This window comes from Serratia sp. CY38905, from assembly GCF_052168875.1.
In the GTDB taxonomy this organism is placed as follows: domain Bacteria; phylum Pseudomonadota; class Gammaproteobacteria; order Enterobacterales; family Enterobacteriaceae; genus Serratia; species Serratia sarumanii.
Genome location: NZ_JBJNLV010000018.1, coordinates 1 through 17,033, shown reverse-complemented (window position 1 = coordinate 17,033; position 17,033 = coordinate 1). Strand labels below are relative to the sequence as shown.

At 59.2% G+C, this 17,033-nt stretch carries 15 protein-coding genes and 2 tRNA genes; 7 read left to right on the top strand and 10 right to left on the bottom strand.

Annotated elements, in window-relative coordinates; translation table 11 throughout:
* The first annotated feature begins 142 nt into the window (after positions 1–142).
* On the top strand, positions 143–1,303 hold the full coding sequence (locus ACJ8MK_RS23805) for a pyridoxal phosphate-dependent aminotransferase (RefSeq protein WP_033649917.1): 1,161 nt from the start codon (positions 143–145) through the stop codon (positions 1,301–1,303).
* The gene (locus ACJ8MK_RS23800; protein ID WP_047569199.1) at positions 1,291–2,064 is read left to right on the top strand and encodes an amidohydrolase; all 774 of its coding nucleotides are present in this window, start codon (positions 1,291–1,293) and stop codon (positions 2,062–2,064) included. Before ACJ8MK_RS23805 ends, ACJ8MK_RS23800 begins: the two co-directional genes overlap by 13 nt.
* Here the strand turns inward: ACJ8MK_RS23800 and hpxK are convergent.
* The 4 genes from hpxK to ACJ8MK_RS23780 form a co-directional block, all read right to left on the bottom strand.
* The gene (gene hpxK, locus ACJ8MK_RS23795; RefSeq protein ID WP_197807314.1) at positions 2,056–3,309 is read right to left on the bottom strand and encodes an allantoate amidohydrolase; all 1,254 of its coding nucleotides are present in this window, start codon (positions 3,307–3,309) and stop codon (positions 2,056–2,058) included. The two genes, ACJ8MK_RS23800 and hpxK, sit on opposite strands and share 9 nt — an antisense overlap.
* Positions 3,306–4,550, bottom strand: coding sequence for a pyridoxal-phosphate-dependent aminotransferase family protein (locus tag ACJ8MK_RS23790; protein ID WP_442518089.1), 1,245 nt, complete (start codon positions 4,548–4,550; stop codon positions 3,306–3,308). Before ACJ8MK_RS23790 ends, hpxK begins: the two co-directional genes overlap by 4 nt.
* 208 nt (positions 4,551–4,758) lie before the next feature.
* Positions 4,759–5,598 carry a MurR/RpiR family transcriptional regulator gene (locus ACJ8MK_RS23785; protein ID WP_442518088.1) on the bottom strand — a complete coding sequence of 280 codons (840 nt, stop codon included), beginning with the start codon at positions 5,596–5,598 and terminating at the stop codon, positions 4,759–4,761.
* 136 nt (positions 5,599–5,734) lie between these two features.
* Positions 5,735–6,613: a siderophore-interacting protein gene (locus tag ACJ8MK_RS23780; RefSeq protein ID WP_033653350.1), complete on the bottom strand. Its 879-nt coding sequence runs from the start codon at positions 6,611–6,613 to the stop codon at positions 5,735–5,737.
* A gap of 229 nt (positions 6,614–6,842) precedes the next feature.
* On the opposite strand from ACJ8MK_RS23780, the gene ACJ8MK_RS23775 reads away from it, so the two are divergent.
* Complete coding sequence (locus tag ACJ8MK_RS23775; RefSeq protein WP_164105754.1) at positions 6,843–9,083, top strand: TonB-dependent siderophore receptor; 2,241 nt, start codon at positions 6,843–6,845, stop codon at positions 9,081–9,083.
* Between the two features lie 105 nt (positions 9,084–9,188).
* On the opposite strand, the gene ACJ8MK_RS23770 is transcribed toward ACJ8MK_RS23775, so the two are convergent.
* Together ACJ8MK_RS23770 and dnaQ are read right to left on the bottom strand one after the other, a co-directional pair.
* Positions 9,189–9,265: transfer RNA gene (locus ACJ8MK_RS23770), tRNA-Asp, on the bottom strand.
* 144 nt (positions 9,266–9,409) lie between these two features.
* Positions 9,410–10,153 (bottom strand): DNA polymerase III subunit epsilon, encoded by a 744-nt coding sequence (gene dnaQ, locus ACJ8MK_RS23765; RefSeq protein WP_004930195.1) that lies wholly within the window; start codon positions 10,151–10,153, stop codon positions 9,410–9,412.
* 72 nt (positions 10,154–10,225) lie between these two features.
* Here dnaQ and rnhA point away from each other — a divergent pair, with 72 nt between their 5' ends.
* Entirely contained in the window at positions 10,226–10,693 is a 468-nt protein-coding gene (rnhA, locus tag ACJ8MK_RS23760) for a ribonuclease HI (protein WP_033649910.1), read from the top strand.
* Here the strand turns inward: rnhA and ACJ8MK_RS23755 are convergent.
* The gene (locus tag ACJ8MK_RS23755) at positions 10,690–11,409 is read right to left on the bottom strand and encodes a class I SAM-dependent methyltransferase (protein WP_033637192.1); all 720 of its coding nucleotides are present in this window, start codon (positions 11,407–11,409) and stop codon (positions 10,690–10,692) included. The genes rnhA and ACJ8MK_RS23755 overlap by 4 nt on opposite strands.
* A gap of 44 nt (positions 11,410–11,453) precedes the next feature.
* On the opposite strand from ACJ8MK_RS23755, the gene gloB reads away from it, so the two are divergent.
* Both gloB and mltD read left to right on the top strand, forming a co-directional pair.
* Positions 11,454–12,209 (top strand): hydroxyacylglutathione hydrolase, encoded by a 756-nt coding sequence (gloB, locus tag ACJ8MK_RS23750; RefSeq protein WP_033637191.1) that lies wholly within the window; start codon positions 11,454–11,456, stop codon positions 12,207–12,209.
* Positions 12,210–12,280: 71 nt separating this feature from the next.
* Positions 12,281–13,666 (top strand): murein transglycosylase D, encoded by a 1,386-nt coding sequence (gene mltD, locus ACJ8MK_RS23745; RefSeq protein WP_151265670.1) that lies wholly within the window; start codon positions 12,281–12,283, stop codon positions 13,664–13,666.
* 52 nt (positions 13,667–13,718) lie between these two features.
* Here the strand turns inward: mltD and ACJ8MK_RS23740 are convergent, their stop codons facing one another.
* Positions 13,719–14,513 (bottom strand): endonuclease/exonuclease/phosphatase family protein, encoded by a 795-nt coding sequence (locus ACJ8MK_RS23740; protein WP_028127832.1) that lies wholly within the window; start codon positions 14,511–14,513, stop codon positions 13,719–13,721.
* Positions 14,514–14,844: 331 nt separating this feature from the next.
* On the opposite strand from ACJ8MK_RS23740, the gene yafC reads away from it, so the two are divergent.
* Positions 14,845–15,732 (top strand): DNA-binding transcriptional regulator YafC, encoded by an 888-nt coding sequence (gene yafC, locus ACJ8MK_RS23735; protein ID WP_197828139.1) that lies wholly within the window; start codon positions 14,845–14,847, stop codon positions 15,730–15,732.
* A 43-nt stretch (positions 15,733–15,775) separates the two neighbouring features.
* Here yafC and dkgB read toward each other — a convergent pair whose 3' ends face one another.
* Both dkgB and ACJ8MK_RS23725 read right to left on the bottom strand, forming a co-directional pair.
* The gene (dkgB, locus tag ACJ8MK_RS23730) at positions 15,776–16,579 is read right to left on the bottom strand and encodes a 2,5-didehydrogluconate reductase DkgB (RefSeq protein ID WP_049213734.1); all 804 of its coding nucleotides are present in this window, start codon (positions 16,577–16,579) and stop codon (positions 15,776–15,778) included.
* A 212-nt stretch (positions 16,580–16,791) separates the two neighbouring features.
* Positions 16,792–16,868: transfer RNA gene (locus tag ACJ8MK_RS23725), tRNA-Asp, on the bottom strand.
* Positions 16,869–17,033: the final 165 nt, after the last annotated feature.

Below are 17,033 nucleotides of genomic sequence, written 5' to 3'. Positions count from 1 at the left end.
AGGCGGCCGGCAGATGAGGCTTGGCCTGCCGCGTGGCGGGCTAAGCACTTTTTCGCATTTAGCCATCTAAGCGTCTTGATTGCCAAATACTAGCATCGTGTTATATTGACGGCAATATAAGCGCCAGGAGTATTCACCCGCTATGAGCACTTCCGCATTGATTCCCGAAAGCAAACTGCCCTCGCTGGGCACCACCATCTTTACCCAGATGAGCGCGCTGGCGCAGCAGCACCAGGCGATCAACCTGTCGCAGGGCTTCCCCGATTTCGACGGCCCGGACTACCTGAAAGAACGCTTGGCCTGGCACGTCGCCCAGGGCGCCAACCAATATGCGCCGATGACCGGCGTGGCGCCGCTGCGCGAAGCCATCGCCGACAAAACCGCCGAGCTGTATGGCTGGCAGCCGGACGCCGGCAGCGAAGTGACTGTCACCGCCGGCGCCACCGAAGCGCTGTTCGCCGCCATCAGCGCGCTGGTGCGCCCCGGCGACGAGGTGGTCTGTTTCGATCCCAGCTACGACAGCTATGCGCCGGCGGTGACGTTGGCCGGCGGCATACTCAAACGCATCGCCCTGCAGCCGCCTGCGTTTGCCGTGGATTGGCCAGCGTTCGCCGCCGCGCTGTCGCCGCGCACCCGCCTGGTGATCGTCAACACGCCGCACAACCCGTCCGCCACCGCTTGGCAGGCGGAAGACATGCAGCAGCTGTGGCACGCTATCGCCGAACGCGAAGTCTACGTGCTCAGCGACGAGGTTTACGAACACATCTGCTTCGCCAAAGGCGGCCACGCCAGCGTGCTGGCCCACCCGCAGCTGCGCCAGCGCGCAATCGCGGTGTCCTCTTTCGGTAAAACCTTCCACATGACCGGTTGGAAAGTGGGCTATTGCGTGGCACCCGCCGCGCTGAGCGCCGAGGTGCGCAAAGTGCATCAATACCTGACCTTTTCGGTCAATACCCCGGCCCAGCTGGCGCTGGCGGATAGTCTGCGCGCCGAGCCGGAGCACTGGCGACAGCTGCCGGCGTTCTATCGCGCCAAACGCGACCGCTTTGTGCAGGCGCTGGCGAGCAGCCGACTGGAAATTTTACCCTGCGCGGGTACATACTTCTTGCTGGCGGACTACGGCGCCATCTCCGATCTGGACGATGTGGCGTTCTGCCATTGGTTAACCGAGCACGTGGGCGTGGCGGCCATTCCGCTGTCGGTCTTCTGTGCCGATCCTTTCCCCCATAAATTGATCCGGCTGTGCTTCGCTAAACAGGACGCCACGCTGGATGCAGCTGCGGAGCGGTTATGTCGACTTTAAAAATTACCCTGTTGCAGCAACCTTTGGTCTGGCGCGACGGCCTCGCCAATCTGGCCGCCTTCGACGCGTTGCTGGCGCCGATCGTCGGCCGCGATCTCATCGTCTTGCCGGAGATGTTCACCACCGGCTTCGCCATGGATGCCGGCGAGAGCGCCCTGCCCGAACAGCAGGTGATCGACTGGCTGCACGGTTGGGCGGTGAAAAGCCACGCGTTAATCGGCGGCAGCGTGGCGCTGAAAACCGACGAGGGCGCGGTCAACCGTTTCCTGCTGGTCGAGCCGGGCGGCCAGGTGCACGCCTATGACAAACGCCACCTGTTCCGCATGGCCGGCGAACACCTGCACTACCAGGCCGGCAACCGGCGTGAAATCTTCGAATGGCGCGGCTGGCGCATCCTGCCGCAGATCTGCTACGACCTGCGTTTCCCGGTTTGGGCGCGCTATCAGCAGGATTACGATCTGGCGCTATACGTCGCCAACTGGCCGGCGCCGCGCAGTCACCATTGGCAAACGCTGCTGGCGGCGCGGGCGATTGAAAACCAGGTGTATGTGGCGGGCTGCAACCGGGTGGGCGACGATCCCAACGGCCTGAGCTACAGCGGCGACAGCCTGATCATCAGCCCTCAGGGCGAGATCCTGGCGGATGCGGAGCCAGGCGCGGCCACGCGGCTGGACGCCGAGCTGTCGCTGGAAACCCTGCAGAGTTACCGCAGCGCCTTCCCGGCCTGGCGCGACGCCGACAGCTTTCTGCGTTTAGACTGACTCCCCCTTTTCCCAGCCGGCGATCGTCAGGCAATAGGCCTGGATCGCCAGCGCCACGTCCGCCTGCCGCACCGCTTCGGCCGGATGATGGCTGACGCCGCCGGCGCAACGCACGAACAGCATGCCGACCGGCCAGTGCGCCGCCACGGCGATGGCGTCATGCCCGGCGCCGCTCGGCAGCGCCAGGCTGCGCCCCTGTACCTGCTCGACGGCCGCCTGCCAGCATTGCTGCAGCTCGCTATCGCAGGCAGTGGCGTCAATGCGGTAAAACTCCTCGCTGGCGAAGCGCACGCCGCGGCGTACGCAGATCGCCTGCGCCTGCGCCAGCAACGCCGTCAACAGCGGCGCCAGTTGCGCATCCTGCGGGCCGCGGACGTCGAGCGTCAATCGCACTTCGCCGGGGATCACGTTGATCGCGCCCGGCAGGCATTCAATACACCCCACGGTGGCCACCAAATGCGGATCGGCGGCGCGGGTCAGCGTTTCGACCGCCGTTATCCATTCCGCCGCGGCCGCCAACGCGTCTTTGCGCTGCACCATAGGCACCGTGCCGGCGTGGCCCGCTTCACCGCTGAAAGTGCAGGTAAGCCGGCGCGCGCCATTGATCGCCGTCACCACGCCCAGCGCCAAATCGGCCGCCTCCAGACACGGCCCCTGCTCGATATGCAATTCGAGATAGGCGCGAATTTCGTTTGGCGCGCGACGCGCCTGTGCGATCGCCGCCGGATCCAGCCCAAAGTCGCGCATGGCCTGCGCGATGCTCACCCCGTCGGCATCCGTCTGCGCCAGCCACTCCTGCGGCCATTGGCCGGTCAGCCCGCGGCTGCCGAGCAGCGTGACGCCAAAGCGCGCGCCCTCTTCGTCGGCAAAACCGATCACCTCCAGCGCCAGCGGCAAACGACGCCCCTGGCGGTGATAGTGCGTCACCGTTTCCAGCGCCGTGAGCACGCCGAGCATGCCGTCATAGCGCCCGGCGTTGCGCACCGTGTCCAGATGCGAACCGAGCAGCAGCGCAGGGGCAGCGGGCGTGAGCCCTTCATAACGGCCGCAGATATTACCGACGCTGTCTTGCCACACCCGCATGCCGCTCTCGCGCATCCATTCACCCACCAGAGCGTTGGCGCGCCGATGTTCCGCAGACAGATAAAGACGCGTCAATTTACCGGGCTCCGCGCTGATCGCCGCCAGCTCGTCACAGCGCGCCATCACCCGTGCGGCAGCCTGCTGCGCCTCCAGCGGCGTCATCCACGCTTGCCTGCGTCATAAACGTTCCAGGCGGCCTGCAACGCCTCGCCCTGCTTGCTGGCGAAGCCGAGACGGTTCAACACCGCCTCCAGCGCCGCCAGCGTTTGCAGCACGCAATCCTTGCGCGCGTTGTAGCCCATGGTGCCGATGCGCCAGATCTTGCCCTGCAGCGGGCCGAACGAGGTGCCGATTTCGATGGCAAAGTCGTTCAGCATCATCTGCCGCACCTGTTCGCCGTGCACCTGCGGCGGGATCATCACGCCGAGCACGTTATTCATGCGGTGTTCGAGATCGCCGAACACCGCCAGCCCCATGCCCCGGATGCCCGCCAGCATCGCCGCGCCATGCAGCCGGTGGCGGGCGATGGCCTGATCCAGCCCTTCTTCAAGGATCACCCGCGCACATTCGCGCGCTGCGAACAGCATGCTGGTGGCTTCGGTATGGTGATTCAGGCGTTCCGGTCCCCAATAATCCATGATCATGCCGATGTCGAAATAGTTGGAGTAAATCATCTCGTCGTCGCCGTCGGCATGCTCGGCGGTGCGGATCCCCGCCTCCACGCATTTACGGCGGCGCACCGCCTCTTCAAACTGCGGGCTGAGGGTGACCGGCGAACTGCCGGAGGGGCCGCCCAGGCACTTCTGCAGCCCGGCGGAGACCGCATCCAGCCCCCAGGCATCGGTCTCCAGCGGATTGCCGCCGAAGGAAGCCGTCGCATCGGTATAGAACAGCACGCCGTGGCGGCGACAGATATCGCCCAGCTCATGCAGCGGCTGCAGCATAGTGGTGGAAGTGTCGCCCTGCACCGTCAGCAGCAGGCGCGGGCGCACTCGCTTAATCGCGTCTTCGATGCGATCGGCGCTGAACACCTCGCCCCACGGAACCTCGATCGTGTGCACCTCGGCACGGCAGCGGCGGGCAATCTCGCACAGCAGATGCCCGAAACGGCCGAAGACCGGCACCAGCACCTTATCGCCCGGCCGAATGGCGGAAACCAGCAGCGCCTCGATACCGGCGCGCGAGGTGCCGTCCACCAGCATCGTCCAGCGGTTTTCGGTGCGGAACAGCGCGCGGTACAGCGCCATGACCTGATTCATGTAACCGGTCATCGCCGGATCGTACTGGCCGATCAGCTGGCTCGACATGGCGCGCAGCACGCGCGGATCGGCGTTGATCGGCCCCGGCCCCATCAGCAGGCGTGCCGGCGGGTTAATCTGATCGAATTGCGAGATATCCAACATGTTCATTCCCTGTCAGCTTAGTAAGTTATTGAGTTATGCCGTCAGCGTCGACATGACGTTTGTTTGCTGCCCAACAGCCTACTCCCGATAGGGATTCAGTTGAAACAAAAGATTCTTATGATCAATTAATGAAACCAAAGTAACACAATGAGGTGACCGATCCGTCTTAAACGGCGGAGGGTGCAGGAAGGGAAATGACCTGCCGCGCTTAACGCAGCTCCAGTTCGTCCAGCGCCTGGAACAGTTCGGCGACGTGATGAATGCGCTGCCGCCCCTGCGCCAGCCGCTCATGCAGCAACGCATTGCTGAGCAGGCTGGCCAGGCTCATGGCGGCGGCATAGCTGTCGAACGCCGACACGCTGTCGAGCGGCACGGTCAAGTGCCAGTTGACCAGTGGGAACAACGCCTGCGCCTGCGGTTCGCAGATCAGCAGCGTCGGCACCTCGCGGCTTTGCAACAGCGCCAGCAGCGCCTTTATCTGGCGCGGCCGGCGACGGAACGCCACCACCACCGCCATGTCCTGCGGCGTCAGCCCCGCCAGATCTTCCGCCAGCGTTTGCCCCGGCTGCGGCGCCAGCAGCACCTGCTCCCGCACCTGCATCAGCTGCTGGCGCAGGTGCATCGCCACCGGATAGCTGTTGCGCAGCCCCAGCAGCATCACGCTTCGCGCCTGCGCCAGTGCGGCGATCGCCGCGCTGAACTGCACCGCATCGATCTGCTTTACCCAGCGGGTGAGATTGGCCATTTCCTGCTTACAGTGCCGCGCCAATAGCGTATAGCCCTGCACCGCATCGCGGCTGTCGGTCAGCGGCATGCCGCTTTGGCGCAGGGTGCGCAGCTCATCGCGCATGGCGCGGTAGTTGGGGTAGCCCAGCCGTTTGAACAAGCGGCTGACCGTGGCTTTGGAAACGCCGCTCAGACGCGCCAGCTCGGCGCTGTTGTAGCCGATCAAATCGTCATAGTGATCGAAGATGAAGTCGGCCACCCGCTGCTCCTGCGGCGTCAGCTGTGGGTAGTCGCGGCGCAGGCGTTCGTCGAACCGTTGCATTATCGTTCTCGCTGTAACCTTCGTTTCAGCGGAACATAACACGGTCGAACTACCCGCTGGCAAGCGATTATTCGTTGAGGGGGAATAGCAGCGGCATGCCCTGCTCCAGCGTTAATGCCGGAAAAGGGCCGCGCGTTCAGCACCAATAGGCCATGAAGTTGACGGTAGCGCGATCCAGATCGCGTTCGCCGATCAGATAACGCCGCAGCGTTTTCACCGTGGAAGACTCGGCCGCCACCCAGGCATAAAAAGCGTTACCGCCGGCCGCCCGCTCCCAAAGCACCTCATCGCTCAGGCTGCTTTCCGCCAGGGACTGCGCCTGCGCACACGCCGACGCGGGGATATCGACCCGCTGGCGCACCGCTTCCACCAGCAGCGTACCGTGCGCCAACTGGCGGCCCACGTCACGCGGCAGCCAGTAAACCTCGGCGAACGGGAAACGGGCCAAATCCAGGCAATCCCCCGCCACCGGCACTTCGAAGAACGCCTGCACCCACGGCGGATTGGCCTGCTGCGCCAGCTGCTCCAGAATGCCCATCGCCGCCGGCACCGCCGTCTCATCGGCGATCAACAGCGCCTGCTGCAACTGCGCCGGCGGCGCCCATTCGTAGCCGCCGCTGTCGCCGCCGAACTCGCCGTTGGGCGCGACCGTCTGAATGGCGTCACCCGGCTCGGCGTGGGTCGCCCAGGCGGAAGCCGGGCCGTTCACACCATGCAGCACGAATTCGACGTCCATCTGATTCTGCTCACGGCGCAGCGCACGCAGCGTATAGGTGCGCATCACCGGCCGTTGTTCTTTGGGGATCGCCATGTAATCGCCGTACCAGTCCGGGCCGTTGACCAACTGCGGGCTCTGGCCGTCCGCCGCCGGGAACAACAGTTTGATGCGCTGATCCGGCGCTTCAAGCTTCATCCGATGAATATCCGCACCTTCAAACACGCAGCGCACCAGCGAAGGTGAAATCAGCGTTTTGCTTTTCAGGGTGATATCAAAAATTCTGTAGCTGGCGGACATGTTCTCGATTCTCCGGCAACGCTGTCGCTTGCGCGTATGGCCGATCGGCTGCCGTGTTGACGGCGTGGGGTGCTCGATCGCGCAGTGGGTAAAATGTTAATAAAACTAATTAATTACGTTAATGTATCGCAAAAAATCATATCATGATTTTATTGATAACAAGAAACGTTATTGATAAAAGAAGCATTCTCAAAAATAGAGTAATAACAAAATCACCTGGGAAATAACGATGAAACGCAAACACCTTTGGGTATTGAACCCTTGTCTGCTGGCAATGCTTGCGCCGGCGGCTTGGGCAGAAGATCAGAAAACCGGCAACGAAGAGCAGTTGGTGGTCTCCGCCAGCCGTTCGCACCGCAGCGTGGCGGAAATGGCGCAGACCACTTGGGTCATCGAAAGCCAGGAGATCGAACAGCAGGTTCAGGGCGGTAAAGAGATCAAGGACATGTTGGCGCAGCTGATCCCCGGCATGGACGTCAGCGGCCAGGGCCGCACCAACTATGGCATGAATATGCGCGGCCGTTCGATGATGGTGATGATCGACGGCGTACGCCTGAACTCATCGCGCAGCGACAGCCGCCAATTGGATTCTATCGATCCGTTCAATATCGATCATATTGAGGTGATTTCCGGCGCGACCTCGCTGTACGGCGGCGGCAGCACCGGCGGCCTGATCAACATCGTCACCAAAAAGGGGCAACCGGAACCGCAGGTCGAGTTGCAGCTCGGCGGTAAAACCGGCTTTGGCGGCCATAACGATCACGACGAGAACGTGGCGGCGGCGGTCAGCGGCGGCAACGACAACGCCTCGGGGCGCCTGTCCGTTTCTTACCAGCGCTACGGCGGCTGGTATGACGGCAAAGGCAACGAGGTGCTGATCGACAACACCCAAACCGGCCTGCAGTATTCCGATCGCCTCGACGTGATGGGCACCGGCACCCTCAACATCGACGATCATCAACAGCTGCAGCTGACCACCCAATACTACAAAAGCCAGTCCGACGGCGACCACGGCCTGTTCTTGGGAGAAAACTTCGCGGCGGTGACCGGCAACGCCAAGGCCTACAACAGCGGTAGCTTAGATTCCGACCGCATCCCCGGCACCGAACGCCATCTGATCAACCTGCAATATTCCAACACCGATTTCCTCGGCCAGGATTTGGTGGCGCAGGTCTACTACCGCGACGAAACCCTGACCTTCTACCCGTTCCCGACGTTGGCGGGCAAAGCGCCGAACTATTACGTCAGCAGCATTGGCGCCTCGCAGCAAAAAACCGACTTCTACGGCGGCAAACTGACGTTAAACAGCAAACCTGTCGACGCGCTGACGCTGACTTACGGCATCGACGCCGAGCATGAGAGCTTCAACGCCAACCAACAGTTCTTTAACCTGGCGAAGGCGCAACAGTCCGGCGGCATGACGCTGGAGAACGCCTACAGCACCGGCCGCTACCCGAGCTATACCACCAGCAATCTGGCGTCGTTCCTGCAGGCCAGTTACGACATCAACCCGATCTTCACCCTGAGCGGCGGCGTGCGTTACCAGTACACCGAAAACAAGATCGACGACTTCGTCGGCTATAACCAGCAGCAGGCGATCGCTACCGGTGCCGCCGCCTCCGCCGACGCCATTCCGGGAGGGAAAACCGACTACAACAATGCGCTGTTCAACGCCGGCCTGTTGGCGCACCTGACCGAGCGCCAGCAAACCTGGTTCAACTTCTCTCAGGGCTTCGAGATCCCGGATCCGGGCAAGTATTACGGCAACGGCACCTACGCGCTGAACGGCGGCCACTACCAACTGCTGAAAAGCGTTAACGTCGGCGATTCCAGGCTGGAAGGCATCAAGGTCAATGCTTACGAGCTGGGCTGGCGCTATACCGGCGATAACCTGCGCACGCAAATCGCCGCCTACTACTCGCTGTCCGACAAGAGCATCGCCATCAACAAAACCGACATGACCATCAACGTCAATGCGGATAAGCGCCGCATCTACGGGGTAGAAGGCGCGGTGGATTATTTCTTTGAAGACAGCGACTGGAGCGCCGGCACCAACTTCAACGTTATCCGTTCCGAAACCAAGGTCAACGGCGAATGGAAGAAGCTGGTGGTGGATACCGCCAGCCCATCGAAAGTCACCGCCTATGTCGGCTGGGCGCCGGGCGACTGGAATCTGCGCTTACAGTCGCAGCAGACCTTCGACGTGTCGGACGACGGTGATTACACCAAGGCCAATTCCACTCAGGGCCGCAAGATCGATGGCTACAACACCCTCGATTTCCTCGGCAGCTATGCCCTGCCGGTGGGGAAAATCAGCTTCAGCGTGGAAAACCTGCTGGACAAGGAGTACACCACCGTTTGGGGCCAACGCGCGCCGATACTGTACAGCCCAACCTACGGTTCGCCTGAGCTGTACAGCTATAAAGGCCGTGGACGTACCTTCGGCTTGAACTACTCGGTGTTATTCTGAGGATAAGGGGCCGGTCTGCCGGCCTCGTTCATTGAGCCGCACCGTTTTTCATAGAGCAGAAACGACGAAGCCCTGAGTTATCGCTAACTCAGGGCTTCTGAATAGTGGCGGAACGGACGGGGCTCGAACCCGCGACCCCCTGCGTGACAGGCAGGTATTCTAACCAACTGAACTACCGCTCCGCGCCATTCCCTCTTGCGGGGGAACGAGGCGCATATTACGGACGCCTTTCGGTTCCGTCAACGCCTTTTTCTCACCAAATGAACCGTTTGCACAGTTTTTCAACGAAGGTTCATCCGCTGAGGTTTTTTCACGCAAAAACGCCGTTATTCGGCCGGCGCTCCGCGCCACAGGCAGCTGCCGCCCTTCTTCGCCACCAGATCCAGACGCGCCTCGTGCGCCTTCACTTCTTCGTCGCTGGCGTAGACCACTTTCATCGCGGTCGCCGGGCGGACAATGCGCTGAATCTCTTGCGCGGCGTCGTTTTGCTGGGTATCCCCCTCCATCTGGAAGGCTATCGAGGTCTGACCGCCGGTCATCGCCAGATAGACTTCCGCCAGGATCTCGGCATCGAGCAATGCGCCGTGCAGCGTACGCTTGCTGTTGTCTATCTCATAACGGCTGCACAAGGCATCGAGGTTGTTGCGCTTGCCCGGGAACAGGCGGCGCGCCATCAGCAGGCTGTCGGTGATGGTGCAGAAGGTCTCTGTCTTCGGGATGCCCTGCTGCAGCATGCGGAATTCGTGATCCATAAAGCCGATATCGAACGCCGCGTTATGGATCACCAGTTCGCCGCCGCGGATAAAGTCGAGGAATTCCTCGGCAACCTGATCGAAGGTCGGCTTGTCGGCCAGGAAGTCGTCGCTGATGCCGTGTACGCCGTAGGCTTCCGGATCCACCAGCCTGTCCGGCTTGATGTAAACGTGGAAATTGCGCCCGGTCAGGCGGCGGTTAATCACCTCCACCGCACCGATTTCGATGATGCGGTGCCCTTCGTAGTGCACCCCAAGCTTGTTCATACCGGTGGTTTCGGTATCGAGGACAATCTGTCTGGTGGTTGTAGAGATCATATTGCAGTGCTCACAGCGCTCGTTTATGTCAGACTTGGCTTTTATAAAACTGATAGGAAGAGTCTACCAGAGATGCTCAAACAGGTAGAAATTTTCACCGACGGCTCCTGCCTTGGCAACCCCGGCCCCGGTGGCTACGGCGCGATATTACGCTATAAGCAGACGGAAAAAACCTTCAGCGAGGGTTTTCGTCTGACCACCAATAACCGCATGGAAATGATGGCGGCGATCGTGGCGCTGGAAGCGCTGACCGTGCCCTGCGCCGTGACGCTCAGCACCGACAGCCAGTATGTGCGCCAGGGCATCACCAGCTGGATCCATAACTGGAAGAAGCGCGGCTGGAAAACCGCCGACAAAAAGCCGGTCAAAAATGTCGATCTGTGGCAGCGGTTGGATCTGGCCATTCAGCGCCACGAGGTAAAATGGGAATGGGTCAAGGGCCACGCCGGCCACCCGGAGAACGAACGTTGTGACGTGCTGGCGCGCGAAGCGGCCGGTAAGCCGACGCAGGAAGACGTCGGTTACCAACCGGAAGCCTAAGGCAGTTTGCGATAGCTCTTGGTCGCGCCCACCGCGCGGCTGAGAGAAGGTTTTCTCGCCCCCAGTTTCATCGGCGTGGGCGTCAGCGGCAAGGTGCGTTTGCGCGCCACAATCACGCTCATGCAGCCCAGCGCCGGCAAATGAGTGCATAAAAACTTGCCGCCCTTGCGGTGCCATGGCAGCACGTGAAAACGCGCCTGGTACAACACCTCATAATTCAGCAGGCTGAGCCAATCCAGCAGCCGCATCTGGGTAAACATGCGGCTGACATAGGGCTGGCGGCGACGCAATCCGGGCACCAGTTTGCCCAATCCCAGCAGGCTGAACGGATTGAAGCTGCTGATAACCAACCAGCCATCGTCGATCAACACCCTGTCGACTTCACGCAGCATGCGGTGCGGATCGTCCGCATAGGACAGCGTATGCGCCAACAGGCAGGCATCCACCGACTTGGCGGCAAACGGCAGTTGATAAGCATCGGCGATCACCTGCAGCCCTTCCCCCTCCAACCCTACGTTGACCTGATGGGAAATCGCGCATTTGTCCGTGGCCAGCTCGGCGCTGAGCATGCCCATCTTCAGCAGATGGAAACCGAACAGCTTTGGCCACCAGGGTTGCAACTGCCGCTCGAGGGCTTCACGATAGTATTCCCCCCACGGCAGCTCCGCCCAAGACTGCGGGCCGGTGAGCTTTTGTAGAGTATGGGCTGGTTTCATGATTTATTATCTTCTTTCAAGCCGTTGCCAACGAGAGGTACACCATGAATCTTATCAGCATTCCCGCCTTCCAGGACAATTACATTTGGTTATTGGATGACCGGCAGGGGCGCTGCATTATCGTCGATCCGGGTGAGGCGCAGCCGGTGCTCGAAGCGCTGCAGCGCCTGCAGCTGACGCCGGCGGCGATCCTGCTGACCCACCATCATCACGATCACGTCGGCGGTGTGGCGCAGATCGTGGCGCAATATCCCGGCCTGGCTGTCTATGGGCCGCAAGAAACCGCGGACAAAGGCGCCAACCACATCGTACGCGACGGCGACACCTTTGCCATTGATGGCCGCCAATACAAGACTATCGCCGTCCCCGGCCATACGTTGGGCCATGTGGCATTCTATAGTGCCCCTTATCTGTTCTGCGGCGACACAATTTTCTCCGCCGGCTGCGGCAGGCTGTTTGAAGGCAGCGCCAAACAAATGTACGACTCATTTCAACAACTCGCGCAACTTCCCGATAACACCTTAATTTGCTGCGCGCATGAATATACTCTTTCAAATCTTAAGTTTGCGCGGGCTATTTTGCCGGAAGATCGAGAGATTGAAACATATCAACAACATGTTGAAGCGTTAAGGGCAAAAGGCCAAGCCAGCGTGCCAACCACATTGCAATTAGAGCGCAAAATTAACCTGTTTTTACGTTGCCATGACGCTGATTTACAAAAGAAATTAGGCTTTAATTCACCACCGGAAAGCCTTCATTCAGTTTTTTCCGAATTACGCCTGCGGAAAGATAACTTCTAAGCTTTTAGTTGTGTTATTTGGCGAAGCAAAGTATTATTGCTCGTCTTTTAAGCAACTACATTGACACACACATGAAGGCTAAAGCGATATTTCTCGCCTCAGTCTTGCTAGTGGGTTGCCAGTCGTCCAGGCAGGACGCACCGGCGCCAGAACAGCATGCACAGAGTTTGTCTTCGGCTGGTCAAGATGGTGAAGCAGGAGAGTACACAGCAAATGGCCGAGCGAGCTCGGCGCGGTGGTTGGATAGCAACAGTCCCGCCGCGCAACAGGACCTGTGGAACTTCATTAGCGACGAGCTGAAGATGGAGGTTCCGGAAAATTCCCGGATCCGTGATCAGAAAAGAAAGTACTTAAAAAGTAAGAGCTATCTCCACGATGTAACATTACGGGCAGAGCCGTACATGTACTGGATAGTCGGGCAGATTAAGAAACGTAATATGCCGATGGAACTGGTACTGCTACCCATAGTGGAGAGCGCTTTTGACCCCCACGCCACGTCAAGTGCCAACGCCGCAGGGCTATGGCAAATCGTGCCGCAAACGGGTCGCAATTATGGTTTGAAAAACAATCAGTGGTATGACGGTCGACGCGATGTCGTCGCCTCGACAACCGCTGCGCTTAACATGATGCAGCGCTTGAACCGCATGTTTAACGGCGACTGGTTACTGACCGTAGCCGCCTATAACAGTGGTGAAGGCCGCGTGATGCAAGCGGTGAAGGCAAACAAACGCCAGGGTAAGCCAACCAATTTCTGGGCATTGTCGCTTCCGCGTGAAACGTCAATCTATGTCCCGAAAATGCTGGCGCTGAGCGACATCATCAAGAACAGCAAGAAGTACGGTGTGAAACTCCCGAAAACGGATGAAACCCGTGCGCTGGCGCGTATCGATGTCGGGCAGCAGATCCAGCTGACTCAGGCGGCTGAGATGGCGGGGCTTTCAGTCACCAAGATGAAAGCGTATAACCCAGGCTACAAAAAAGGCGTTACGGCACCCAACGGGCCCCATTACATCATGGTTCCCAAAGGGCATGCCGAGCAACTGAAAGACTCGCTGGCCGATGGCCAGATCGCCGTGACTCAGCCAACGACGCAGTTGGCGAAGAACAGCGGTTTGACCGGTGGCAGTTCATATAAAGTGCGCTCCGGCGACACCTTATCGGGCATTGCCAAGCGGCTGAACGTTAAGACCAGCGATTTGCAGAGTTGGAACAACTTACGCGCCAAGAGCGCCATAAAAGTTGGGCAAACCCTGCAAGTGGCCAGCAATACTGGCGGTAACAGCAGTATTACCTATCAGGTTCGTAAAGGTGATTCGCTTGCCAGTATCGCACGTCGTCACGGCGTCGATATTAACGACGTGATGCGTTGGAATTCAACGCTCGGTAAAGGCAACAGCCTTCAACCCGGTCTTAAGTTGACCCTGTTTGTCGGCAACAAGCTGACGCCGGACACCTAAGTTTCCGGCACAAAAAAAGCACCCTTCGGGGTGCTTTTTTATTGCCTGCGATTCACCAGACGGGAGAATCTTTTTCCGGGTGGAACTCCACCAACAGCGGATTGTGATCCGACGCGCTGGTCACCAGTACCGACGCCTCTACGACCCCAAGATTGCGATAAAACACAAAGTCCAGCGGGCGGCCAAAAGCCTTACGGCGGTGATCGTCGGCGAAGCTCACTTCGCGCAGCGCCATCTCACCGGCAAAGTCATACAAGGCATTGATACGTTTGCGGCTCCAGGCGTTGAAGTCCCCGGCCATGATCACCGGCCCCCGGTGGCTGGCGATCTGCTCGCCGATCGGCCCCAGCTGCTTGCTGTAGACGTCGACTCCCAGACTAAAGTTCACCGCATGGATGTTCACCACCATCAACAGCTCGCCGTTATACAGCGGATAAACGGTGATCAGGGCCGACTTGGACAGCCGCAGCAGCGGCTCTCGCTCGCGCAGCGGGCAGCAGTAAACCGGATGAGCGGCCGCCAGCGTCATCACGCCGGAAGGGTGCTGCGGCAACACAAAGGCCGGCACCTGATCGGCCGCCAGATAGTTGGCGGTCGCGTAGCTCACCAGCTCCGGCGTAGTTTGCGCTTCTTGCAACAGCACCAGCTGCGCATCTTTGCCATGGTTTTTCAGCACCGAAAGCCAGTCGGCTCGCTGCTGTTTGAAAATATTCCACACCATAACGCGCAAGGCGCCTGTCGTCGGCAGCGCCGCCCCTGGCGGCAACGGCTGATTAACGGCGCCAGGAAAGATTCGCTCAACTGGCTGGCCTGCAACATACCTCATTGCATAAGTTCGTTTCGGCACGCGATTCGCCTATTACCCATTAGCATGAAACTGGCGATGAAGACTTCGCCAACGGTGAATTGATTATACGCCTGCCCCGCACAGACGGCATGGCTTTTACAGGCATAACCTTTTCAGTTATAGGGGCCGCCTGCGGCGATTTCAATCTTCTGAGGGTATAGCAGTGTAAAGGTGATGCAGCAGAGGTGAAAAATGCGAAAGGGCCAGCAAAATGCAGACGGGGAAACAGGAATATGCGCAATCAGATTCCTGTGGGTGACGACGATGCTCCGACGTGTTTAAATGACGAAATCGCTAAAAATTTAGAACAGAGTTTGCCTTTGGAGCAAAAATGAAAGCGAATTCGGACGAGCTCATCACCTTCGTCACCGTAGTGGAAAGCGGCAGCTTCAGCCGGGCGGCGGAGCGCCTGCAGCAGGCCAACTCCGTGGTCAGTCGAACGGTAAAAAAGCTGGAGAGCAAGCTGGGGGTAACCCTGCTCAACCGCACGACACGCCAAATCAGTCTGACCCAAGAAGGCGAAAACTACTTTCGGCAGGTGCAGAAAGTGTTGAGCGATATGGCCGCAGCGGAAAATGCGTTGATGGAAAGCCGTCAACGCCCGCAGGGGCTGCTGCGCGTCGATGCCGCAACGCCGGTCGTCTTGCATCTGTTGACGCCGCTGGTCGCCGAGTTTCGTGAACGCTATCCGGAAATGTCCCTGTCGCTGGTCTCTTCGGAAAACTTCATCAATTTGATCGAACGAAAAGTGGATATCGCAATCCGCGTCGGCGAGCTGACGGACTCTACGCTGAAAGCGCGCAAGCTGATGGCCAGCTATCGACGCATCCTGGCCTCCCCCGCCTACCTGGCGCAATATGGCGCGCCAAAGACGGTAGCCGACCTGGAGCACCATTGCTGCATCGGCTTTAACGATCTGCCCAGCCTGAACCGCTGGCCGCTGACCTGTGCCGATGGTCGACAACTGGAGATCGTTCCGGGGCTGACCACCAACAGCGGCGAAACCCAGCGCCACCTGTGCCTGCACGGCAACGGCATCGCCTGCCTGTCGGACTTTATGAGTGATGAAGACGTCAAACGCGGGAACCTGGTTCCCCTTCTGGTAGGAGACACGCTGCCACTCGAAATGCCGATCAACGCGGTGTACTACAGCGATAGCGCTGTCAGTAACCGCCTGCGCAGCTTTATCGATTTTATCAGCGAGCGGCTAAAGCAATAAAAAGGCGCCCTCTTGGGGCGCCTGAGGTCTTCATATCTGAAGATTAGTCCCAGTTGGGTGCCAGGCCTTCCGGGCTGACCAATCGGCCGTTGCTTTCAAGCGCCGCAATCTGCGCCATATCTTCGTCACTCAGCGTCAGTTGCTGCGCTAACAGGTTGCTTTCCAGGTTTTCGCGCTTGGTCGAAGAAGGGATCACCGCGTAGCCCAGCTTCAACGCCCAAGCCAGAACCACCTGTGCCGGCGTCGCATTGTGACGGGCGGCAATGCTTTTGATCGTCTCATCCTGCAACGCTTTGCCATACGCCAGCGTCATATAAGAGGTGATGGCGATACCATGTTGCCGTGCGAACGCCACCACTTTTTCATTCTGCAAGAACGGTGACAGTTCGATCTGATTAGTCGCAATCTGATCGGCGCCAACCGCATCAATCGCCTGCTGCATCAGATCGATGGTGAAGTTAGATATACCAATCTGACGGGTCAGCCCCAATCGCTTGGCTTCCAGCAGTTCAGCCATAAACTCTGCGACAGGCACCTCATCATTTGGCGATGGCCAGTGAATCAGCGTCAGATCGACATACGGGGTCTGCAGCTTGGCCAAGCTGTCTCGCAGACTGGGAATTAAGGCGCCCTTAGCCAGATTCGCGATCCAGATCTTGGTTGTGATGAACAACTCGTCACGCGGCACACCGCTAGCGGCGATAGCCTGGCCGACGGCCGCTTCGTTTTCATAGATCTGTGCGGTATCGATAGCCCGATAGCCCAATTCCAGTGCCGTGCTCACAGAGTCGATAACGACCTGATCCTGAAGGCGAAAAGTACCTAAACCAAATGCAGGGATGCTCACAATATTTGCTCTCTCATTAGTGGATAAATAGCGATGCGAGAGAGTATGGCAATATTTTTAGTGAGCAAAAACGCCAGGTTCGGCATAAGACTTTTGATCAACAGGCAACAATATTGAGGAAAGCGGCAGGAACGGCGACAAATTCGACGAGGCTTTATAAATTTTGCATATGAAAAAGCCCTGAGTCAGAGACTCAGGGCTTATCAATTAAGTGGCGGAACGGACGGGGCTCGAACCCGCGACCCCCTGCGTGACAGGCAGGTATTCTAACCAACTGAACTACCGCTCCACCGATTCTTTTACGTTGCATCTTTCGATGCCGGCAATATCGCGCTCTGCGATTTGCGCATTACCAGTCGTCACGCTGATAACGTTTATTTGATGCCTGGCAGTGTCCTACTCTCGCATGGGGAGACCCCACACTACCATCGGCGCTACGGCGTTTCACTTCTGA